We start from the raw sequence: 21,167 nt of genomic DNA on the forward strand, positions 1-21,167 counted from the left end.
GGCGCGCCGGTTAAGCCGGCGCCCTTCGGCGACGATACCAGAGGGGCCTGCCTGCTACCAACCCCCCTGGTCCCTACCGATATGCTGGTCGAGATGGAGCTTTCCACCGAGACGCGCCTCGCGTTGTCGCCCCGCCACGAATCGTTTCATCGTATCGCCCGTCTTGCCGCCCGCATCGCCGGCGTGCCGGCGGCGCTCGTCATTTTCGGCGAAGGCGAAAGCCAGCACATCGTGGCCACGTCCGGTCTGGAGCCCAATACCACGCTCCGGGCGCTGGATCTCCCCGGCGCCGGCGGCATCAGCCAGACCATCGTCCTCTACGACCTCATCCAGGAGGGCATCCCGGTCTTCGGCGAATCGCTGGGTTATCGTTTTTTTGCCGCGTTTCCCATCCCCGGGGCGGGCGCCCCGGACGCGAGCCGGCTCTGCCTGCTGGATATCGTGCCGCGCGCCCTCACGACCGACCAGTGCAAGGTGCTGGAGGACCTCGCGCTCCTCGCTTCGTCCGAACGCGCGAAGGCCACGGCCGACACCCTGCTCGATGTGACGCAGGACGCCATCTACATCCTGGGCCGCGAGGGCGAGATCCTGTTCTGGAACCAGCGCGCCCGCGAAGTCTACGGATGGACCCGCGACATGGCCATCGGCCAGCACGCCGGCGGCCTGCTCCACGACGCGGAAGACACCCGGTTCGACCGGGCGTGCGTGGAGGTGTTTGCCAACGGGTTCTGGCGGGGCGAAATGCGGCAGGTCAACCAGCGGGGCGAGGTGGTGGTGGTCCAGAGCCGGTGGACGTCGGTGCGCGAATCGCCCGAGCTGCCGGGTGAAATCCTCGTCGTGAACACCGACATCACGGAGCAGCGTTCGCTCGAAACGCAGCTGCTCCGTTCGCAGCGGATGGAAAGCCTCGGCACCCTCGCCGGCGGCATCGCGCACGACATGAACAATATGCTGGGGCCGATCATGATGTCGGTCCAGCTCCTGCGCGGCCGCACCCAGGACGAAAAGAGCATCCAGCTGCTCAATACGCTGGAGGCCTCCGCACAACGCGGCGCCGATCTCCTGCGCCAGGTGCTCTCGTTCGCGCGGGGCGTGGAGGGCGAACGGGTGCCGGTGGATGTCCGCCGGCTTATCCATGAAGTGCAGAGCCTGCTCGGCGAGGCACTGCCTCCGACGATCGAGCAGCGGGTGTATCTGGAAGACCACCTCTGGGCGGTCGAAGGAGACCCCACCCAGCTGCACCAGGTCCTGATGAACCTCAGCGTCAACGCCCGCGACGCCATGCCCGATGGCGGCATGCTGCGGGTGCGCGCGGTGAACATCGTGCTCGACGAAGCCGCCGCGAGCCACCTGCCCGACGCGCGGTCCGGCCGCTTCGTCATGATCGCCGTGACCGACACCGGCACCGGCATGTCGCAGGACGTGCTCGATAAAATCTTCGATCCGTTTTTTACGACCAAAAGCCGCGGCACCGGGCTCGGACTTTCGACCACGCTCGGCATCGTCAAGAGCCACGGCGGCTACGTCGCGATCGACAGCGAGCCGGGGCATGGCTCGCAGTTCCGCGTCTACCTCCCGGCGTGCGACGTCGAAAACGAAACGCCGGCGTACGCCGAGGAAGGCGCCTCGCCCGATGGCGCGGGCGAAACCATTCTCGTGATCGACGACGAGCCGGCGATGCGCATGCTCACCCAGTCGGTCCTCGAAGAACACGGCTATCGCGTGCTTCTGGCCTCGGACGGCAAGGAAGGGCTCGAACGCTACGCGCGCCACCGGGCCGACATCGCGGCCGTGGTCACCGATATCATGATGCCGAGCCTGGACGGGTCCCGCCTGATGCAGGCCCTGTACGACATGAACCCCGAGGTGAAGATCGTCGCCGTGAGCGGCGGCATCACCCGGGAGCAGCTGCTCGACCGCGTCGGCGTCATCCCCCACGACTTTCTGGCGAAGCCCTACGGCGCCGCCGACCTCCTGCGTCTCATGCGCGCCGTACTGGCCAGCTGACGCCCTTTCCATCGTTCACCAGCACGCCCGGGTATCCCCATGCAAGCCAAGATCCTTGTCATCGACGACGACGAACTGTTGCGGCGCACCATCCGCTTTGTGCTCGAAGACCGCGGCTTTCAGGTGTTCGAGGCGCCGGATGGGAGCGAGGGGTTCGATATCGCCAGCGAAGCCTCGCCCGATGTCATCCTGCTCGACATCCGCATGGCGGAGATGAACGGCTTTTCGACGCTGCAGGCCATCAAGGGTGATCCGCTCCTCCAGCATATCCCCATCATCATGATGACCGGGATGCCCTCCGAGCTGAGCAAGAAACGCTGCAAGCAGGCCGGCGCCGAGTATTTCCTCACCAAGCCGTTCTCGGCCAGCCACCTCATCGATCTGATCACGATGATCCCCGTCCGGACCAAAGGGCTGCGGCTTTCATCAGATATCCAGTTATGATCGGCGCAACCGCTTGGCATGCGGTGCCGGTGTGCCTATCTTACTGGCGTCCGTGATAACACATCGGTGTCGGGAAACCGATCGCCGGCGTATTGGGTGTTACCACAAGTACCGATTAGCTGGCGAGCACGATGCCTGAAGGATTAAAGACGTGGATCAAGCAGGGCGCTCCGTTTGAAAGCGAGGCGCAGGAAGCCGTTCTCAACCTGCTCGTTGCGGCATCGTACATGAGCGAGCGGCTGGAGCGTATCGCGCAGAAATACGACATCACGCGCAGCCAGTACAACATCCTTCGGATCTTGCGCGGCGCGCCCGAGGACGGCTACCCGCGCTGCGAGGTGCAGGGGCGGATGATCGATCGGAGCCCGGACGTCACCCGGCTGATGGATCGGCTGGTGGAACGCGGGCTGGTGGAACGCAAACGGTCCGACATCGACCGCCGGGTCGCGCTCCATCGGATCACGGACAAGGGCCGCGCGCTGCTCGAGGAGATGCACCCGGACATCAGCAGCGTCACCACGTTTTTCGCCGAGCGCGTCAGCGCGGTGGACCGCAAGCACCTTTCCCGCATCTGCGAGGGCATCTACCTCGAGCGGGAGTGACGTACGGTCGCTCGTTCAGGGCGGAGGTCAGGAAGTTTCACGCCATCGGACACGGCGATCATCCCCCGACCCATCCGCCATCCCCTATACCCCGGTCTACTTCCGGCTGCTCATCGCCGGATACGGACGTTCGGTCGGGCCGACGTAGATCTGGCGGGGGCGGAAGATGCGGGTGTCGGGATCTTCGCGGAGTTCTTTCCACTGGGCGATCCAGCCGGGGAGCCGGCCGATGGCGAACATCACCGTGTACATGTTCGTCGGGAGCCCCATGGCGCGGTAGAGGATGCCGCTGTAGAAGTCGACGTTCGGGTACAGCTTGCGGTCGACGAAGTAGCTGTCCTCCAGCGCGATGCGTTCGAGGTTTTTGGCCACATCGAGCAGCGGATCTTTGACCCCGAGTTCGTCGAGGACCTTGTCCGCCGCTTTTTTGATGATCTTGGCGCGGGGGTCGAAGTTTTTGTAGACGCGGTGGCCGAAGCCCATGAGGCGGAAGGAGTCGTCCTTGTCCTTGGCCTTCTGCATGTACTTCTTGTAGTCGCCGCCGTCCGCCACGATCATGTCGAGCATGTTGATGACGGCCTGGTTGGCGCCGCCGTGGAGCGGGCCGGAGAGGGCGCAGATGCCGGCGGAAATGGAGGCGAAGAGGTTGGCGCCGCTGCTGCCCACCATACGGACGGTCGAGGTGCTGCAGTTCTGCTCGTGTTCGGCGTGCAGGATCAGCAGCAGGTCCAGCGCTTCGGCGAGGGTCTTGCTGACCTTGTAGTCCTCGGTCGGGACGGCGAACATCATGTTCAGGAAGTTGCTCGGATAGTCGAGGTCGTTCCGGGGATAGACGTACGGTTGCCCGATGGATTTTTTATAGGAGAACGCCGCGACGGTGCTCAGCTTGGCCAGGAGGCGGATGATGTTGAGTTCGACATCCGCCGGCGCGTTCGATTCCGGGTAAAACGTGGAGAGGGTGGATACCATGCTCGAGAGCACGCTCATCGGATGGGCGCTGCTCGGATACCCCTCGAAGAATTTCTTGAAGTCCTCGTGCAGCAGGCTGTGGTGCTTCAGCTGGCTCTCGAAGTGTTCGAGCTGGGCGGCGTTCGGCAGCTCGCCCTTGACGAGGAGGTAGCAGATTTCGGTGAAGGTGGAGTTTTCAGCGAGTTGCTCGATCGGATAGCCACGGTAGCGGAGGATGCCCTTTTCGCCATCGATGTAGGTGATGGCGCTCTGGCACGATCCGGTATTGCCGAAGCCGACATCGAGCGTGATGGCGCCCGTCTGGCTGCGCAGCTTCGAGATGCCCATGCCCACTTCGTTTTCACTCCCGACCACAATCGGAAGGTCGATTTCTTTCTGGTCGATGCTGAGCTTCGCTGTGTCCATGTTCCGATAGTTCTTAAATGTAACGGCGTCTATGGTATCGCTTCCGTCCTACCCATCCAGCAGAAAAAAGGGTCCTCAAAATGAGCGGACGGGCGGAAAAATATGCGCCCCGAAAATGAGCGTTTTGCCTCATTTCACCGGGAAGATCCGATATCCGGGGGGGTAAGGCAAGAAGCAAACCAGCTTATGCCGGCGCAACGCCCGAAGGGCTTCCGCCAAGGTAGCAACGTAAGGGGCGACTTATGACAGGCGAACCCCCACTTATGTTACCCTCCGGGCTGCCGATTAGATGGATAGAAGGTCTGAATTCCCCCCATTCGACCACCGGCTCGCATGTCGTTTACCCACCGTGCGCCCGGCGTAATTCATCTAGTGAAGGATTTACCATGAAGCTCAAAGGGAAGGTGCTACTGGCCTGCTTCTGCGCGCTCGCGTTTCTCCTGGGCGGCGCCGCCGTGACCGTGACCGACGGAATGTTCGAGTTGGGTCGCGAGGCCGATGCGGCCAGCCGGCCCCTGGCGGCGCTCGATCCGTCCGCCTTCGAGGCGGCCCTCGCCGGCGCGCTGCCGGCCGTCGTGCAGATCGAAGCCCTCACGCTCGATCGCCAGCCCTTCGGGCCCGATCAACTCGAACAGTTTTTTATCCCCGGACAGCGCCAGGCCGACGAGGACACCGACCGGGGTCTCGGCTCCGGTATCGTCGTCCGTGAGGACGGGTTTATCGTCACGTCCCGTCATGTCCTGCGCAACGCGGATCGGATCAAGGTGACGCTGGCGGACGGGACGCGGCATACCGCGGAGCTGATCGGGACGGATACCGGCTCCGACCTCGCCGTCCTCCGGGTCGATGCCCGCGGCCTGACGCCGGCCCGCTTCGCCGACGACACGCGGCTGGCGGCCGGGCAGCTGATCGTGGCGGTCGGCTCGCCGCTGGCGCGCCACCTCCGGCAGTCGGCCACGGCGGGCATCATCAGCACCGTGGCGACGCGTGATGGCGAGGTGCGCTATCTCCAGACCGACGCCGCCCTCGCGAACGGCAGCGCGGGAAGCCCGCTCTTCAACCTGGATGGCCGGGTCGCCGGCCTCGCGCAGTATCGTATGGACCGGCCCACGACGGGCGTGCATGGCGCCGTGCCGGCCGGCACCGTCGTCCGCGTGGCCGATGCGCTCATCGCACGCGGGAAACGCGGTGCGGGGCGGCTCGGCCTCTCCTATGCCCCGGCGGGCGATCCGGCGGCGCCCGGGCACGTGCGGGTCTTCGATGTCGAACGCGGCGGCGCGGCCGACCGGGCCGGCATCCGGGTCGGCGATCTCATCGTGGCCGTCGAACGCGAACCGCTGCGCGACCCGATCGATCTGGCGGACCGGGTGGCCGCGGGCGCGCCGGGCGACACCCTCCTGCTGGATGTTCAGCGCCGGACGGACGTGATGTCGGTGGATGTCGTGCTGGACGCGGCGGCGCGCCCCGCGCCGCGCACGACCGGCGGAGCCAGGGAGCCGTTCGAACTCGAAATGGGCTTCACGGTCGACGACCTCACCTACGAAGTCGCCCGCGACATGGAGATACCGGCATCCAGCGGCGTGGTCGTCCTGCACGTCGACCCGTCGAGCGATGCGTACCGCGAGAGCGACCTCCGCGGCGGCATGGTCATCGTCGAGATGGCCGGCGAGCCCGTCCGCAACCGCGACGACTTCATGCGCATCTACCGGAAGATGCCCGACGAGGCATATTTCCTGGTGATCTGCTACGCGCCGCTCCAGTCGGCGCCGATCATGACGGCGCTGATGAAGCCCTGCGTGAGCTGCTGACGCCGAAAAAAACGAAACGGGATGCAGGACGGCCCATGACTGCCATCCTGCATCCCGTTTTTTGCACCCCGACGCCGCGTGCGATTACTTCAGCAGCACCACCCGCTGGGCTTCGCTGAAGGATTCGCCGGCGGCCTGGATCAGGTAGATCCCGCTCGGGAGCGCATGGGGCGCAAACTGCATGGACTGGATCTGGTTGGCCGGCATCACGCCGTCGAACAGGCGATCCACTTCGCGTCCCAGCATGTCGAACACGCGCACGGTCACGTGCTGGCTGCGCGCCACCGTGAGCGTGAACTGCGTCTCCGGATTAAAGGGATTCGGGTACGCCGCGGTGAGCCGGTGCGTGCCCGGCACCTCGGTCGACGTTTCGTCTTCCACGGCGACGAGGCTCGCGCTGGTCAGCGCGATGCCCGCGACCTTGGCGGTGGCCGTTCCGGAATTGCTGCGCACGAAGGTGATGTTGAGAATGCCGTCGATGATGGAGACCCCTTCGAGCTCCTGGATGACCGCGGTATTCAGCGCGCCGGCGGTGCCCACGATGTCGAAATCCGTGATCAGCGTATCGCCTTCAACCACGATATCCATCAGGCGCTGGCCGGCCGTGTCGAAAAAGCTCTCCGAAAAATGGAGTTCCAGCGAGTAGACCCCCTGCGGCACGCCCGGCAGAACGAACCGCAGGGTGTTCGCAAAGCGTTCCGACTGGTACAGCAGATCGGCCGTCGTGTTGGCGATGGGCAGATTATCCGTCGAGATCTGGCCTTCCAGGAAATAGTAGCCCGGATCCTCCACGAACGGGACGTCGCTCACCGTCAGCGCCGGCCCGGCCACGTTGATGCCGAACGGGATGGAGATCGGGTCGAAGTCGCCAAACACCTCGATCGCGTTGATCTTGGCGCGCTCGACCACGGCCGAGAAGACGACGTTCAGCGTGTCGTCGTTGACCGCGATATTGAGGATGGTTTCCGTGATCGCCGTGTTGGCGCCGCCCGCGCTGGCGAAGATGTCGTAGTCGTCCAGCACCGTGGTGCCCTCTACCGCGACATCGAAGATGCGGCGGCCGGCGACGGTGAACGCCGTCTCGGCGAAGTGGAGGCGGACCGAGTAGATGCCGTTCTGCGGCACCGGGATGCTGTAGCCGAAGGGCAAGCCGTCGTCGTTCGTGATCCGTTCGGTGCGGAACAGGTCGTCTTCCTCGGTGCCGGCGATTTCGCGGCTGTCGAACGAGGCCGTCTTGCTGTCGGTGAAATAAGCGTCGCTCGTGTAGTTGGTGCCGTCCAGCGTGAAGGACGGACCGCCGGAGTTGAGCCGGATGAGCGGCGCGCTCTGGCCGAGCGCGGCGCCCGGGACGAGAGCCAGGAGGACGGCCGCGACCAGGAGGTGGCGGCGGAACGAGAACGTGCGTGGGGTATCCATATTTGAATAGGGGATAAGGCGCATCGATAGCGTGCTGCCCTGACGGGCGCACGGAGAGGGTATGCAGTAGTTCGTGACGAGAAACCTGTTTTACTGAAAGGGGCGGCGGCGGGTCGGAACGCCGTCGTTTTCGCGCGTTCAAAACCGCGCCTTCCGTTCACATTTCGTACCCGTGTCGATGCCGCATCCCCCAACCGATACCTCGCCGCTCGTGATCGACATGCGTCAGATCACCCGGATCTACACGGAGGGGGATCGCGAACGAACCGTGCTCGACGGCCTCGATTTGCGCCTGGAACGGGGCGCCTTCGCCGTCCTCCTCGGGCGGAGCGGCACCGGCAAAAGTACGTTGCTCAATATCATCAGCGGCATCGATCTGCCCACGCGAGGCACGGTCCGGCTGGACGGCATCGACGTCACGCAGCTCAGCGAGCGCGAGCGGACGCTGTTCCGGCGCGAACGCATCGGCTTCGTTTTTCAGGCCTTTAACCTGATCCCCACCCTGACGGTGGAGGAAAATGTACTCCTCCCGTTGGAGCTGAACGGCCGCATGACGCCGGCCGCCACAGCCCAGGCGCTCGACATCCTCGACCAGGTGGGCCTCGCCGACCGGCGGGACAGCTACCCGGATCGCCTCTCGGGCGGCGAGCAGCAGCGCGTCGCCATCGCCCGCGCCCTCGCGCACGACCCGCCTCTCATCCTCGCCGACGAGCCGACGGGCAACCTCGACGACGACACGGCCGGCCGCATCCTCGAGCTGTTCGACACGCTCGTCCGCGGCCTCGGCAAGACCACCCTCATCGTGACGCACGACCGCTCGATGCGGTCGATGGCGGACCGGGTCCTGACGCTCCACGGCGGGACGCTTTCCGAATATACGCCGGAGGCCATCGATTGACTACGACGGACCGCTCATCGACCCGGCTGCTGCGGCGCTCCAGCGTCCGCTATCTCCTGCGCCATCCGCTGCTGATGGGGCTCTCGATCGTGGGCATCGCGCTGGGCGTCGCGCTGGTGGTGTCGATCGACCTCGCCAACGACAGCGCGCGCAGGGCGTTCGCCCTCTCGGCCGAGCGCGTGACCGGCGCGGCGACGCACCAGGTCGTGAGCACCACCGGCCGGCTGCCGGCGTCGGTCTACCGCGCCCTGCGCATCGACGAGGGCCTCCGCGACATCGCCCCCGTGGTGGAGGGCTTCGCGGCGGCGCCCGGGTACACAGGACGCACGTTTCAGGTGCTGGGCATCGACCCGTTCGCCGAGGCGCCGTTTCGCTCCTACGTCGGCACGCCGGGATCCTTCGATCTGGCCGGCTTCCTCGGGGGCGATGGCGCCGCCCTGATGGCGGCGGCGACCGCCGAGGCGATGGGGAAGTCGGCGGGCGACACCCTCACGCTGCGCCTCGGCAGCCGCCGGCAGACGCTCCGCATCGCCGGTCTGCTCGCCGCCGAGGACGAGCGGGACGCGTCCGCGCTGGCGGACCTCATCCTCGTCGACGTGTCCACGGCGCAGGTCTGGTTCGGGATGGAGGATGCGCTGAGCCATGTCGATCTCATCGTGCCGGACACGCCGGCCGGCGCCCGCCGGCTGGACGCCCTGTCGCAGCGCCTCCCGCCGGGCGTCGAGGTCGTGCGCTCGGCGGCGCGGACCAGCACCATCGAACAGATGACCCGCGCCTTCGAGCTGAACCTGACCGCGCTGAGCCTGCTCGCGCTCGTCGTGGGGATGTTTCTCGTCTATAACACGATGACGTTCTCCGTCGTCCAGCGGCGCAACCTGCTTGGCCGGCTCCGGACCATCGGCGTCACGCGCCGGCAGGTCTTCGGGCTCGTGCTGGGCGAGGCCGCCCTCGTCGGCGTGGCCGGCACGGCGCTCGGCCTCGGGCTGGGCGTGTTGCTCGGGCAAAATCTCGTGAAACTCGTCACCCGCACGATCAACGACCTGTATTACGTCCTTTCCGTCCAGGATGTCGCGCTCAACGCCCTGACCCTCGGGAAAGGGCTGGCGCTGGGGTTGCTGGCCACCGTGGCCGCCTCGATCGGGCCCGCGCGGGAGGCCGCCACCGCGCCGGCGGGCACCGTGCTCCGGCGTTCCGACGAGGAGCAGCGTCACCGCGCCCGCCTGCCCGTGCTGGTCGGCGCCGGCGTGGCGTCCGCCCTGGCCGGCGTCGGGCTGCTGTACGTGCCCGGCAACAGCATCGCCGTCAGCTACACCGCGATCTTCATGCTCCTGATCGCGTTCGCCCTCGTCGCTCCCGCCGTCGTGGCCGGGCTGGCCCGGCTCGTCCGGCCCGCGATGGGGGCGGCGATGGGATTTACCGGGCGGATGGCGGCGCGGGGGATCGTCTCGTCGCTCAGCCGGACCGGCGTCGCCATCGCGGCCCTGATGGTGGCGGTCGCCTCCACCATCGGGGTCGGCGTGATGATCGGCAGCTTCCGGCAGACCGTGGTCGTGTGGCTGGAGCGCTCGCTCCAGGCGGATGTCTACCTCTCGCCCCCGAGCCTCGTCATGCGCCGCGCCGACGGCGTCCTCCCCGACGCGTTCGTCGAGGCGGTGCGGGAGTTCGGGGATGCGCGCGCCGTGAGCACCGGCCGGCCCCTGCAGGTGCGCAGCGCGCTCGGGCCGCTGGACCTGGTGGCGTTCGACCTGGCCGGCGAAAGCCAGATGTCATTCGTCTTCAAGGAGGGCAGCGCGGAATCCGTGTGGCCGGCGTTCGAGACGAACGAAGCGGTGCTGGTCTCGGAACCGTTTACGTTTCGTCATGGTGTGCAGGCCGGCGATTCGCTCCGGCTGCTCACCGACGCCGGTTGGCATGCCTTCCGCATCGCCGGCGTGTTCTACGACTATGGGTCGGACCTCGGCGTCGTTTTTATGAGCCGGACGACCTTCGATCGCTATTACGAGGATCGGAGGGTGACCACCATGGCGCTCTATTTGCGATCCGGGGTGTCGCCGGACGAGGCGATCGGCAGGCTGCGCGCGTTCGTGCCGGCCGGCGAAGAGGTGCTCATGCGTTCGAACCGGACGCTGCGTACGCTCTCGATGGACGTCTTCGACCGCACCTTCGCGATCACGTCCGTCCTGCAAATTCTGGCCGTCGGGGTCGCCTTTATCGGCATCCTTAGCGCGCTGATGGCGTTGCAACTGGAACGCAGCCGCGAACTCGCCGTGCTGCGCGCCACGGGCTTCACGCCCGGTCAAGTGTTCAAATATGTTACGTTGCAGACCGGGCTGATGGGGCTTTTCGCCGGTTTGATGGCGCTTCCGCTGGGCGCTGTACTGGCGTCCATGCTCGTATTTGTGATAAATAAACGTTCTTTCGGCTGGACGATGCAGTTCGAACTGTCGCCCGTCATTCTCCTTCAGGCCGTCATTCTTGCCGTCGTCGCGGCATGGCTTGCCGGTCTTTATCCTTCCTGGCGTATGTCTCGCGCGAATCCTTCGCTGGCGTTGCGGGAGGACTGATCATCTATGGGAAACCGTCATAAACATCGGAGTACGCACAGCACCTCCCTGCTTCGGCCCACGGTGCTCGTACCCGCGCTCGTGATCTTGCTGGCGGCCGCCGCAGGCGTGGTCTGGTACATGCGGCCGGCTCCTCCCGTCAGGCCGTCCGTCGATGTCGGCACCGCGATCGGACAGGACACCGTCGGCTACGCCCGCGCCTATGGCCCCCGGTCCTTTCGTTTCCCCGAGGATCACGGCGCGCATCCGGATTTTAAGCTCGAGTGGTGGTACTACACGGGCAACGTGACATCGGCCGACGGGCGCCGGTTCGGCTACCAGTTTACGATCTTCCGCAACGCGCTGTCCCCGCCGGACACCTCGAAGCGGGCGACGGACTGGGCCACGAACCAGCTCTACATGGGGCATCTGGCGCTGACGGATCTCAAGAGCGGTAAATTTTACGCCTTCGAGCGGTTCAGCCGCGGCGCGGCGGGCCTCGCCGGCGCGCAGCCGCAGCCCTTCAGGGTCTGGCTCGACGATTGGGAGATCACCCAGCCCGAGGCGTCCATGCCGCCCATGCGCATCCGGGCGAGCGAGCAGGGCGTCCGGCTCGACCTCAAGCTGGAGGCCGTGAAGCCGATGGTGCTCCAGGGCGACCGCGGATACAGCGTGAAAGGCCCCGGCGCCGGCAACGCGTCGTATTATTATTCCTACACGCGCCTCCGTACGACCGGGCGCATCGAGACGCCGGAAGGTTCGTACGACGTCCGCGGCGCCAGCTGGATGGATCGGGAGTGGAGCACCAGCCTGCTCAACAAGCAGCAGGCCGGCTGGGACTGGTTCTCGTTCCAGCTCTCGGACGGCCGCGAACTCATGTATTTCGTGGTGCGCGAACGCGACGCGGGCAGCCAGCCGTATACCGACGGCGTGCTGGTCCAGATGAACGGGACGCCCGTACCGCTGGACGCATCGGACGTCATCCTGGAGACGACGAATACGTGGAAGAGCCCGCTCGATGGGGCCACCTATCCCGCCGGCTGGCGGCTGCAGGTCCCGTCCGAACGCATCGACCTGAACGTCACCCCGATCATCGCCAATCAAGAACTCGACCTTTCCATCCGATACTGGGAGGGTGCGGTGGACATCCGCGGCACCGCCGCCGGCCGGCCGGTGGACGGGCAGGGGTATGTCGAACTGACCGGCTACAGCACGAGCACCCGCTCGTTCGACCGCGAACTGACCGAGGAGGAGCTGCGCGAGATGCCGCCGGACTGGAAGCCGGGCGGCAAGGCTCCTTCTGCCGCACCGCCTCCCGCTGAAGGCGGCGGCGCCAAGGGTGGCAGCAGCGGCGGCTCCAAGGAGGCCGGCACCAAACGAAAAAATTGATGGGCCCGCCGCTCAACCTGCCGGCGTACGAGGCGGTCGTTCGCGAGACGGACGGACGATCGACGATCTTCGATCCTATTCGTCGCAAGCACGTCGCGCTGACGCCCGAAGAGTGGGTTCGGCAGCATTTTGTGCAGTTTCTGATTCGGGATCGCGGCTTTCCGGCGGGACTGCTCGCGATCGAAAAGGGATTTACCTACCAGGGCATGCCCTGCCGCGCCGACATCGTCGCGCACGACCGCGCCGGCGCGCCGGCGATGATCGTCGAATGCAAGGCGCCCGACGTGGCGATCCAGCAACATACGTTCGACCAGATCGCGCGATACAACACCGTGCTTCAGGCATCGCACCTGGTTGTAACGAATGGGATGGTACATTACTGCTGCATCGTGGACTGGGGCCGGCACACCTATACGTTTATTGACGACGTGCCGGGGTTTGATGCGCTTGGGAGGGATGCCGGATGAGGGATGCGAAACATGGGATGCGAGATCCTGGATCCTGGATGCGAGATCTCATATCCCGTATCTCAACCCGCAAACCTCGTATCCAGTATCCCTGACCCCCGTCCATGATCGAACACTGAACCTTATCAACGACCTATGTATACACGCGAACGAGAAATCGCCATTGCCGCCGTCCGTGAGGCGGCCATTTTGTGCCGCGCCGTCCAGGCGCAGATTTCGAAGAGTGTGCTGGAAAAGAAGGACAAGAGCCCGGTCACCGTGGCCGACTTTGGGAGCCAGGCGCTCGTTTGCCGCTCGATCCACGAAGCCTTCGCCGGCGACCCGATCATCGCCGAGGAGAACAGCGCGGCGCTCCGTGAAGAGGGGCAGAAAGACCTCCTCGCCCGCGTCGTCTCGCATGTGGGCGCGCTCCGCGCCGGCGTCGATGCCGATACGGTATGCCAGTGGATCGACTTCGGCGGCGCGAACGCCTACAGCGACCGCTTCTGGACGCTCGACCCGATCGACGGCACGAAAGGCTTTCTGCGGAGCGAGCAGTACGCGATCGCGCTCGCGCTGATCGTCGAGGGCGAAATCGTCGTTTCCGCGCTCGGATGTCCGAATCTGCCGGTGTCGGCCGATCGGCCGGATGAGGTGGGCGTGATCTTCGCCGCCGTCAAGGGCGAGGGCGCCGTCGCCCTGGCGCTCGATTCGGATGCGGCACCCGTTCCGGTGCAGGTCAGCACCCTGAGCGACAGCCGCCAGGCCCGGTTCTGCGAGTCGGTCGAGTCCGGCCACAGCTCGCACGACGACTCCGCGAACGTGGGGCAGCAGCTGGGCATCACGGCCGAGGCCGTACGGATGGACAGCCAGGCCAAATACGCGACCGTCGCCCGCGGCGACGCCGACATCTACCTCCGCCTCCCGACGCGCCCCGGCTATGTCGAGCGCATCTGGGACCACGCCGCCGGCGTCCTCGTGATCACCGAGGCCGGCGGGAAGGTGACCGACATCCACGGCCATCCGCTGGAGTTTACGCACGGGGCCGGCCTCGAGAAGAACAAGGGCGTCATCGTGACCAACGGGCTCCTGCACGACGCGGTGCTCGATGCGCTGAATGCCGTAGGCGTCACGGCGTGAAAGGGTTCAAGGTTCTGGGTTTAAGGTTCAACGACGATTCCGTCCCTCGAACCTCGAATTTCAAACCTTGAGAAACTGTTGAGGAATAAAAAAGGGTTGTCTTCCTGAGCCCCCGGCGCTAGCGACGGGGTTGTCGAAAGCCCGCTCCCGCGAACGCGGGGGGACCTCCCGAATCACTCGCGCATGGCTCCCATGAGCGTCTCACGGTGGTTCGAGAGGTCTCCCCACGTTCGCTGGAACGGGCTTTCATCACGCCCACCGCAAACGGAGGGCGGTTCAGGATGACGTCCCGAGAAGGATTTTTGAAAATCCCAACCGTTTCTGAGCCTCGAACATCAAACCTTGAGCCTCGAACTTCAAACCTTGAGCCTCGAACTTCAAACCTTGAGCCTCGAACTTCACACCTTGAACCTCGAACTTCAAACCTTGAACCGCGAACTTCAAACCTTGAACCGCGACGCGTTCACGCCGTGAACGCGTCGACCAGCTGCCGGCACGCCTGTTCGAGGATGGGGAATTCCTTGGCGTAGCAGAAGCGGAGCAGGTATCTGCCGCGTTCCGGGTCGCTGTAGAACGAGTCGCCCGGCACGGTGGCGACGCCGGCCTCCTGGATCAGCGTCTCGCACGCCTCGCGGCCGAACGCATAGCCTGGCCGCGTGCGGGAGAGGGCTTCGAAGCTGGCCAGCACATAATACGCGCCCTGGGGGCGGCTGAAGGTAAAACCGGCCGTTTCCAGGGCGTCGCACATCATGCGGCGTTTGGCTGCGTAGTCGGCGAGCATGCCGGCGTAATACGTGTCCTCCAGATCGAACGACCGCGCGACGCCATGCTGCAGCGGCGCCGGCGCGCAGATGCTGAACAGGTCGTTCAACAGCCCCATCTTTTCGATGAGCGGCGGCGGCGCGACGGCGTAGCCGAGCCGCCAGCCCGTCATGTTATAGGTCTTCGAAAACCCGGAAATGGTGACGGTGCGTTCGTACGCCCCGGGCAGCGAGGCCAGCGACACATGTTCGCACCCGTCGTACGTCATGTATTCGTAGATCTCGTCGGTGATGGCGTAGAGGTTGTACCGCTGCATGAGGGCGAGGAGGTTTTGCAGCTCCTCGCGCGTCCACACCTTGCCGCAGGGGTTGCCCGGGGTGTTGATGACGACGGCCTTTGTCGCCGGCGTGATGGCGCGCTCGACCTCGTCGAAGTCGATCTGCCAGTCGGCGCCGCGCATGGTGACAAAGCGCATGGATGCCCCCGGGAGCCGCAGCAGGTTGCGGTGATAGCCATAAAACGGCTCGAAGAGGATGACTTCGTCTCCGGGATCGAGCAGGGCGAAGATGGCGCTCACGAAGGCGCCGGTCGAGCCGATACTGACCATGACCTCATCCTCGTCCCCCGCGGGGATCCGATTGAACGTTCGCGCTTTTTGAAAGATGGCCTGGCGTAATTCGGGGATGCCGGCGTAACTCGTGTAGATCGACCGGTCCTCGTCGATCGCCGCATGCGCGCCGGCCTTGATGGCTTCCGGCGTGGGGAGGTCGCAGATCCCCTGGCCCAGATTGATGCCGCCGACCCGGTTGATGAGGTGCGTCACGGCGCGGATGTCGCTCTGAACGAGGTTTTCCGTGCGTGCGGCGAGCGGTTTCGGGGTGTCGGATGCCATAGGGGATGCCAGTTGAACGGGTTGAGGGCGGCCTTGTCGATGTCGGGCTCCGAACCCTGAATACGCGCCCCGTCCCGGGCCACTCAGAATCCGCACCCCGAAGTCATGCAAGAACCGAACGAAAATACGGACCGCCGCTTTGTGCTGGAAGTGATCGCGCTGGCCGGCGAACAGGTCAGGCAGGGACGCGGCGGTCCTTTTGCGGCAATCGTCGTCCGGCAGGGCGAGGTGGTGGCCCGGGGGGCGAACCAGGTGACATCGTGGAATGATCCGACCGCGCACGCGGAGGTCGTCGCGATACGCGAGGCGTGCCGCCGGCTCGGCGATTTTCAGCTCGCGGGATGCACGGTGTATGCCTCGTGCGAACCCTGCCCGATGTGTCTCGGCGCCATCTACTGGGCACGGCCGGACCGGGTGGTGTTCGCCGCCACGCGCGACGATGCCGCCGCCGCCGGCTTCGACGACGCCCTCATCTACCGCGAAATCGCGCTTCCGCCGGCGGATCGCGCCATCCGGTTCGATCATGTCGCCCTCCCCGAGTCCGCCGCGCCGTTCGACGCATGGCGCGCGTCGAAAGGCCGCATCGCGTATTGATGGATCCCGCCTCCCTTGCGGAATAGTTACATCTCCCGCCGGCTCAGGCCTTCATTTCCCGTGGGGTGGACGATAGATAACGTAGCGGCGCGCGGCGCCGTCTCGTCCTCTTTTCGTCAGACTACCGCACATCGATGAAACAAACCCGCTGGTTTCTCACTGGCCTCCTCGCGCTGCATGCCGCGCTTTCCGGATGCGCCGGAACGGGATACGCCGGCCAGGATCGTGTCCACATCATCCGCGAAGAACTCGCCCGCTCGAACGACCGGGAGGTGCTCGTCCGCGTCGTCACCCAGACCTTGCTGATCGACGGCTACGAGATGGAGCAGGCCACCGAACACTTCGTGCAGACGCGCTGGCAGGAACGCCGCGGCGCGGACCATCCGCCGATGCGCGAACGCATGCTCATCCGGTTTTCGAATCGCGGCGAGACGCAGTACATCGCCCGGATCGAACTCGGGTGCGAACGGCTCCTGCCCGACGGCATGTGGGAGCCCGCGCCGCCGCCGGCGCAGGTGGTTTCGAACTATGAGGCGTTTCGCAAGGATGTGCGGCGCACGCTGATGCCTTACGGCCATCAGCTGCTCGACTGATCGCGAAAACACGCGTCGAAGAACCGGAGCGTCGTCTCGATGTGGCGTTCCCAGTACGACCACTCGTGCCCGCCCGGGAATTCCTCGTAGGTGTGGGGCACGCCGGCGCGCTCCAGCGCGGCGTGCAGGGCCCGGTTGTCGGCCAGGAGCGGGTCCGAGAGGCCGCAGTCGAAGCGTAGCGCGGGCAGGGTGTCGGCATGCCGCAGGATGGTCTCCAGGACCGACCGATCCGCGTCTTGGGCCCGGTAGGTCTCGAGTGGCTCCTCGACAAACTGCGCGAGCTGGTCGAAGTGGGTGATGGAGGAGTGCCCGGAGACGCCCCGGAACCGCCGGCCGTGTTTCGCGCCGATGCGCAGCGCCCCGAATCCGCCCATCGATAGCCCGCCGATGGCCAGCGGACCGTCCGCCAGGACCCGCTCGTTTTCCAGCGCGACGGCCGCCGGCACCTCCTCGACGATCCATCGCTCGAAATCGCGATCCGGATGCGGCAGGTAGCCGCTCCCGTCGCCCCAGAGCCCGTCCGACGGCATGGCGACCGCGAGGGGCGCTATCGCGCCGCTGTCGATGAGCCGCTGCGCCGTGAGGTGGACGCCGCCCTTCATCGACCACGACCAGTGGCTCCCGTACACACCGTGCAGCAGGATCACGAGGGGCAGGGGGGCGGTGCCGGCGGGGATAAAACAGGACAGATCGGCCCGGCCACGCAGCGCCGGGCTTTTTACCGTGATGCAGCGGAGCGCGTCGCGTTCGTATCGGGGGTCGGAGGCGCGTATCGTTCTGAACATGAGGAAGCGGGCCTGGGAATAAAAGGGGAGCGTCGGGGGGTGGCAAAAGTAGGTTTTGCGCAGTAGGTTTTCCACCCTGTACCGTTCCCACGTTCCCCAACGCGACCGCGATCATGTCCAAAAAAATTCTGCTCATCACCGGCGACGCCGGCGAAAGCTACGAAGCCCTCTATGCCCGGCACCGCTTCATGGAGGCGGGCTACAAACCTGTCCTGGCCGCGCCGGCGAAAAAGCGGCTCAACCTCGTCATCCACGACTTCGAGCCCGGGTGGGACACGTACATCGAAAAACCCGGCTACATCCAGGAGTCGGACATCACGTTCGACGAGGTGAAGGTGAAGGATTACATCGCGGTGCTCGTCCTCGGCGGACGCGCCCCGGAATACCTTCGGCACGACAAGCGGGTGCTGGCCATCGTGCGCGAGTTCGACAAGAAGGAGAAGTGGGTCTGGGCCATCTGCCACGGCATCCAGGTGCTGATCACGGCCGGCATCGCCGGCGGGCGAACCCTAACCTGCTACGAACACGTACGCTCGGAAGTCGAAGCCTGCGGCGGGACCTGGTCCAAGCAACAGGCGATACGCGACGGCCGGTTTGTCACCGGCCAGACCTGGCAATCGCATCCCGACTTCTACCGCGAGGTTTTTGCCTGCCTCGGTGCCTGAACGTCGGGGATATCCGGACACGGACATGACCCTTTCCAAACGGTTTCTACGCCTGATTCGGTCCTGGTTCAGGCTTCCCCGGCGGCGCTAGCGTGTGCCCGACCCGCCGCCCGTGCGGCGGGTCGACGGCTCAGTGCACGACGGTGAGCTTGCGCGTCTGCGCGTACCCGCCGGCTTCGAGCCGGTAGAGATACACGCCGGCCGGCAGGGCGGAGGTGTCGAACGTCACTTCGTGTTGTCCGGCGCCTTCGAGGCTCCGCACGAGGGTAGCCTGTTCCCGGCCAAGCAGGTCGTAGACGCGGAGGGTCACATCCGTCGGTTCCGGCAGCGCGTAGCCGATGCGGGTCACGCCGGCGGCCGGGTTCGGGAAGTTCTGGTCCAGCGTATAAAGGAGCGGCTGGTCGTTCGTGAGCACGATCACCGGCGACAGGCTGGAGCTGTTGTCGTGATACACGCTCTTGAGGCGATAATACAGCTTCTCGCTGGCGACCGGCGCGCTGCGATCCGTCCAGATGTATTCCTTCACCGCCGCTTTCGAGGCGCTCTTGTCGACGACCCCGATGGATTTGAATACGGTGCCCTCCACGGAACGCTCGATCTGGTAGGAAACCAGGTCGTCTTCGCCGCGCACTTCCCAGAAGAGGCCGACGAGTTCTTCCTCGCGGATGATGTCCAGGCTCAGCAGCTGGATGTTGGCTACCCCGCCGCCGCCGGTCCCCCCGCCATCGCCGCCTGAACCGCCACCGCCCGTGCCGCCGTCGCTTCCTCCGCCGCCGGTTCCACCACCGCCCGTGCCGCCGCCGCCTGAACCGCCACCGCCCGTGCCGCCGCCACCGGTTCCGCCGCCACCGGTGCCACCGCCGCCCAGCGAACCCGGCTGGTCTGCACCGGGCGATGCGCCCGTCGCCGGCCGGACGTCTCCGTCGAAATCCTTGAGCACGAGCCCGAGATTGTCGGGCAGGGGCACGGCCTTGCCGATGACCTGCGAATTGGCGGCGAGGCGCCAGCCATTGAAGATGTCCGTGGTGTCGTCGACGTGCGGGCGGGCCATGTCGATCACCATCGAATTGTTATCGGTTTTCGCCGCGGCCTGCCAGGCCGGCAGCCTGGACGACTTGGTCACCGCGCCCGACTTCGGCCGGAACTGGAAGGTGTTGTAGTCCTCGGTCGCGTAGCTGCGGTACCAGAAGACGTTGCCGTCGCCCTTGTTGGTCTGGGCATCGGCGGCGTTGTTGTGCTCTTCAAAGGAGAGCTCGCTCGATTTGTGGTCGCCCTTGAGGATCCTGGTGTTCGCGATGAACAGGTTGTTGTAATAGCGGTTGCCGGTGGCCTTGGCGCGGCTGTCGGCGCGGATGCGCATGCCGCCGCCCTCGTTGGCCATGAAGGTGTTGAACAGGACCGCGTTGTCGTTCGCCGCATGGATGAGCAGGCCGTACCCGAAAAACGAGGGGCGGGCATACCGCGCGCGCGTCATCACGTTGTTGCGGATGACGGTCCGGTTGCTCAATAGCTCGATGAAGAGGTTGACGCCGTAGTTGTTGTCGAACCGACTGAGTTCGATGACATTGTCCGCATTCTGGGTGTCGAGCCACAGCCCGGGGCCCTCGTTATCCGAGAAGTCGAGGTGCCGGAAGGTCGAGTTGGTCGTGAACAGCCACTTGCCGCCGCCCGATTCCCAGAAGGGGTTGTACCCTTTCCAGTTGTTGTATTTGCTCTCGGAATACTCGAGCGTGCAGCGGTCGCACACGTCGCCGCGGATGCCGCTCATCCCGTTGTAGTAGGCACGGACGCCGCGGACGACATGGTTCTTGCCGCTGATGAGAAAGCCGGCTCCGTTCGTCCACTCGGCGGTGATGTTTTCGAGGAGCGAGCCCTCGCTGCCGGCGCAGACGGCGCCCATGAACGCCTCGTTGGCGGTGTGGCGGAACGTGAAGCCGATGACGTGGAAATACCCCTTAACGTCGCCGAACGAACAGTTCGTTTCGTTGCCGGACGGATTAAAGAGATGGTTGGAGAGGCTCGTCTCCATCCGGGCGTTGTTGGGGTTTTTGCCGTTGGGCAGCCAGGCGTACATCGTCGACGGGTTTTCCGGCGATCCCTGCAGGAAGAAGGTCCCTTCGCGCACGGCGTTGCGCGTATACACGGCCTGGAGCATGACGCCGTCGGCGATGAGGACGTCGCGCCGGCGGGCATCGTCGTCGTGGTCGACGCCGTCGTGGACGCGCCGCACCCACATCTTGGGATGCGGCCAGTTCATCTTCCAGACGCTGCCGCCGTCGGATGTCCACGTCTCGGTAAGCCGGATCGCGCCGGAAACGACGACTTCCTCGCCGGGATAGGCGACGTACGCGATGCGTTTGCCGGCCGTGCCGCCCCGGGCGGGGATGATCTCGCCGTAATACGTGCCGGCGCGCACGACGATGGCGTCACCCGGCTTGATGCTCGATTGCTGCGCGGCGAATTTGATCGTGGCCCAGGGCGCGTTCTCCGTGCCCGGGTTGCTGTTGCTGCCTTTCGAGGCATCGACATAGTGGATGACACCGCCGTTCGCGGTGAGCACATCCTTGTAGGGCTGGCAGGAGCCGTTGGCGCCGCAGAGCGAACCCGCGCCGCAATCCTGTTGCAAGGTGCACGACTGCGCCCCGGCGTCGGGCGTCGGCCACATTGCGAAAACGAGAAGCGAAAAAACGAAACGATAAATAAGGCTATTGCCGGTGCAGACCCTGCGCACGAACGTACACATAGAACATTGGGGGAGTTCTTTTAAACAACGCTGGGGAGCGAACCGGCACTCCGCAAATCGCAGGCC

The 21,167-nt window shown here is 65.4% G+C and carries 18 protein-coding genes; 13 read left to right on the plus strand and 5 right to left on the minus strand.

The features are described from left to right. Positions 1-81: 81 nt before the first annotated feature. The 3 genes from R2834_14155 to R2834_14165 all read left to right on the plus strand — a co-directional run bounded on the left by R2834_14155 (position 82) and on the right by R2834_14165 (position 3,053). Positions 82-2,007 carry an ATP-binding protein gene (locus R2834_14155; protein ID MEZ4701476.1) on the plus strand — a complete coding sequence of 642 codons (1,926 nt, stop codon included), beginning with the start codon at positions 82-84 and terminating at the stop codon, positions 2,005-2,007. A 39-nt stretch (positions 2,008-2,046) separates the two neighbouring features. Next, positions 2,047-2,451 (plus strand): response regulator, encoded by a 405-nt coding sequence (locus tag R2834_14160; GenBank protein MEZ4701477.1) that lies wholly within the window; start codon positions 2,047-2,049, stop codon positions 2,449-2,451. A 131-nt stretch (positions 2,452-2,582) separates the two neighbouring features. Further along, a complete protein-coding gene (locus tag R2834_14165) occupies positions 2,583-3,053 on the plus strand; it encodes a winged helix DNA-binding protein (GenBank protein ID MEZ4701478.1) in 471 nt (156 codons plus the stop codon). A 96-nt stretch (positions 3,054-3,149) separates the two neighbouring features. Here R2834_14165 and R2834_14170 read toward each other — a convergent pair whose 3' ends face one another. Further along, a complete protein-coding gene (locus R2834_14170) occupies positions 3,150-4,427 on the minus strand; it encodes a citrate synthase (GenBank protein ID MEZ4701479.1) in 1,278 nt (425 codons plus the stop codon). A 386-nt stretch (positions 4,428-4,813) separates the two neighbouring features. Here R2834_14170 and R2834_14175 point away from each other — a divergent pair, with 386 nt between their 5' ends. Then, positions 4,814-6,235: a trypsin-like peptidase domain-containing protein gene (locus tag R2834_14175; protein MEZ4701480.1), complete on the plus strand. Its 1,422-nt coding sequence runs from the start codon at positions 4,814-4,816 to the stop codon at positions 6,233-6,235. Positions 6,236-6,319: 84 nt separating this feature from the next. Here the strand turns inward: R2834_14175 and R2834_14180 are convergent, their stop codons facing one another. Continuing rightward, positions 6,320-7,651: a malectin domain-containing carbohydrate-binding protein gene (locus R2834_14180; protein ID MEZ4701481.1), complete on the minus strand. Its 1,332-nt coding sequence runs from the start codon at positions 7,649-7,651 to the stop codon at positions 6,320-6,322. A gap of 178 nt (positions 7,652-7,829) precedes the next feature. Between R2834_14180 and R2834_14185 the strand changes: the two genes are divergently transcribed. From R2834_14185 to R2834_14210, 6 genes are all read left to right on the plus strand, one after another. After that, the gene (locus R2834_14185; protein ID MEZ4701482.1) at positions 7,830-8,549 is read left to right on the plus strand and encodes an ABC transporter ATP-binding protein; all 720 of its coding nucleotides are present in this window, start codon (positions 7,830-7,832) and stop codon (positions 8,547-8,549) included. Further along, a complete protein-coding gene (locus R2834_14190) occupies positions 8,546-11,113 on the plus strand; it encodes an FtsX-like permease family protein (protein ID MEZ4701483.1) in 2,568 nt (855 codons plus the stop codon). The genes R2834_14185 and R2834_14190 overlap by 4 nt, the downstream gene beginning before the upstream one ends. Before the next feature lie 63 nt (positions 11,114-11,176). After that, positions 11,177-12,481: a lipocalin-like domain-containing protein gene (locus tag R2834_14195; GenBank protein MEZ4701484.1), complete on the plus strand. Its 1,305-nt coding sequence runs from the start codon at positions 11,177-11,179 to the stop codon at positions 12,479-12,481. Next, positions 12,481-12,948, plus strand: coding sequence for a type I restriction enzyme HsdR N-terminal domain-containing protein (locus tag R2834_14200; protein ID MEZ4701485.1), 468 nt, complete (start codon positions 12,481-12,483; stop codon positions 12,946-12,948). The genes R2834_14195 and R2834_14200 overlap by 1 nt, the downstream gene beginning before the upstream one ends. A gap of 135 nt (positions 12,949-13,083) precedes the next feature. Then, positions 13,084-14,067, plus strand: coding sequence for a 3'(2'),5'-bisphosphate nucleotidase (locus R2834_14205; protein ID MEZ4701486.1), 984 nt, complete (start codon positions 13,084-13,086; stop codon positions 14,065-14,067). 342 nt (positions 14,068-14,409) lie between these two features. After that, the gene (locus tag R2834_14210; protein MEZ4701487.1) at positions 14,410-14,541 is read left to right on the plus strand and encodes a hypothetical protein; all 132 of its coding nucleotides are present in this window, start codon (positions 14,410-14,412) and stop codon (positions 14,539-14,541) included. On the opposite strand, the gene R2834_14215 is transcribed toward R2834_14210, so the two are convergent. Then, positions 14,531-15,721: a pyridoxal phosphate-dependent aminotransferase gene (locus R2834_14215; protein ID MEZ4701488.1), complete on the minus strand. Its 1,191-nt coding sequence runs from the start codon at positions 15,719-15,721 to the stop codon at positions 14,531-14,533. The two genes, R2834_14210 and R2834_14215, sit on opposite strands and share 11 nt — an antisense overlap. Positions 15,722-15,826: 105 nt before the next feature. On the opposite strand from R2834_14215, the gene R2834_14220 reads away from it, so the two are divergent. Both R2834_14220 and R2834_14225 read left to right on the plus strand, forming a co-directional pair. Then, a complete protein-coding gene (locus tag R2834_14220; protein ID MEZ4701489.1) occupies positions 15,827-16,315 on the plus strand; it encodes a nucleoside deaminase in 489 nt (162 codons plus the stop codon). A 134-nt stretch (positions 16,316-16,449) separates the two neighbouring features. Continuing rightward, positions 16,450-16,908, plus strand: coding sequence for a hypothetical protein (locus R2834_14225; GenBank protein ID MEZ4701490.1), 459 nt, complete (start codon positions 16,450-16,452; stop codon positions 16,906-16,908). On the opposite strand, the gene R2834_14230 is transcribed toward R2834_14225, so the two are convergent. Continuing rightward, positions 16,893-17,693: an alpha/beta hydrolase-fold protein gene (locus R2834_14230; protein ID MEZ4701491.1), complete on the minus strand. Its 801-nt coding sequence runs from the start codon at positions 17,691-17,693 to the stop codon at positions 16,893-16,895. The two genes, R2834_14225 and R2834_14230, sit on opposite strands and share 16 nt — an antisense overlap. 113 nt (positions 17,694-17,806) lie before the next feature. Between R2834_14230 and R2834_14235 the strand changes: the two genes are divergently transcribed. Continuing rightward, on the plus strand, positions 17,807-18,358 hold the full coding sequence (locus R2834_14235) for a DJ-1/PfpI family protein (protein ID MEZ4701492.1): 552 nt from the start codon (positions 17,807-17,809) through the stop codon (positions 18,356-18,358). Positions 18,359-18,488: 130 nt separating this feature from the next. Here R2834_14235 and R2834_14240 read toward each other — a convergent pair whose 3' ends face one another. Then, on the minus strand, positions 18,489-21,023 hold the full coding sequence (locus R2834_14240; protein ID MEZ4701493.1) for a right-handed parallel beta-helix repeat-containing protein: 2,535 nt from the start codon (positions 21,021-21,023) through the stop codon (positions 18,489-18,491). Positions 21,024-21,167 lie beyond the last annotated feature (144 nt).

This window comes from Rhodothermales bacterium, from assembly GCA_041391505.1.
In the GTDB taxonomy this organism is placed as follows: domain Bacteria; phylum Bacteroidota; class Rhodothermia; order Rhodothermales; family JAHQVL01; genus JAWKNW01.

Coding starts and splice junctions, on each gene's coding strand:
- R2834_14155 (MEZ4701476.1), top strand. CDS start 82: ATGCTGGTCGAGATGGAGCTTTCCACCGAGACGCGCCTCGCGTTGTCG.
- R2834_14160 (MEZ4701477.1), top strand. CDS start 2,047: ATGCAAGCCAAGATCCTTGTCATCGACGACGACGAACTGTTGCGGCGC.
- R2834_14165 (MEZ4701478.1), top strand. CDS start 2,583: ATGCCTGAAGGATTAAAGACGTGGATCAAGCAGGGCGCTCCGTTTGAA.
- R2834_14170 (MEZ4701479.1), bottom strand. CDS start 4,427: ATGGACACAGCGAAGCTCAGCATCGACCAGAAAGAAATCGACCTTCCG.
- R2834_14175 (MEZ4701480.1), top strand. CDS start 4,814: ATGAAGCTCAAAGGGAAGGTGCTACTGGCCTGCTTCTGCGCGCTCGCG.
- R2834_14180 (MEZ4701481.1), bottom strand. CDS start 7,651: ATGGATACCCCACGCACGTTCTCGTTCCGCCGCCACCTCCTGGTCGCG.
- R2834_14185 (MEZ4701482.1), top strand. CDS start 7,830: ATGCCGCATCCCCCAACCGATACCTCGCCGCTCGTGATCGACATGCGT.
- R2834_14200 (MEZ4701485.1), top strand. CDS start 12,481: ATGGGCCCGCCGCTCAACCTGCCGGCGTACGAGGCGGTCGTTCGCGAG.
- R2834_14205 (MEZ4701486.1), top strand. CDS start 13,084: ATGTATACACGCGAACGAGAAATCGCCATTGCCGCCGTCCGTGAGGCG.
- R2834_14215 (MEZ4701488.1), bottom strand. CDS start 15,721: ATGGCATCCGACACCCCGAAACCGCTCGCCGCACGCACGGAAAACCTC.
- R2834_14220 (MEZ4701489.1), top strand. CDS start 15,827: ATGCAAGAACCGAACGAAAATACGGACCGCCGCTTTGTGCTGGAAGTG.
- R2834_14225 (MEZ4701490.1), top strand. CDS start 16,450: ATGAAACAAACCCGCTGGTTTCTCACTGGCCTCCTCGCGCTGCATGCC.
- R2834_14230 (MEZ4701491.1), bottom strand. CDS start 17,693: ATGTTCAGAACGATACGCGCCTCCGACCCCCGATACGAACGCGACGCG.
- R2834_14235 (MEZ4701492.1), top strand. CDS start 17,807: ATGTCCAAAAAAATTCTGCTCATCACCGGCGACGCCGGCGAAAGCTAC.
- R2834_14240 (MEZ4701493.1), bottom strand. CDS start 21,023: ATGTGGCCGACGCCCGACGCCGGGGCGCAGTCGTGCACCTTGCAACAG.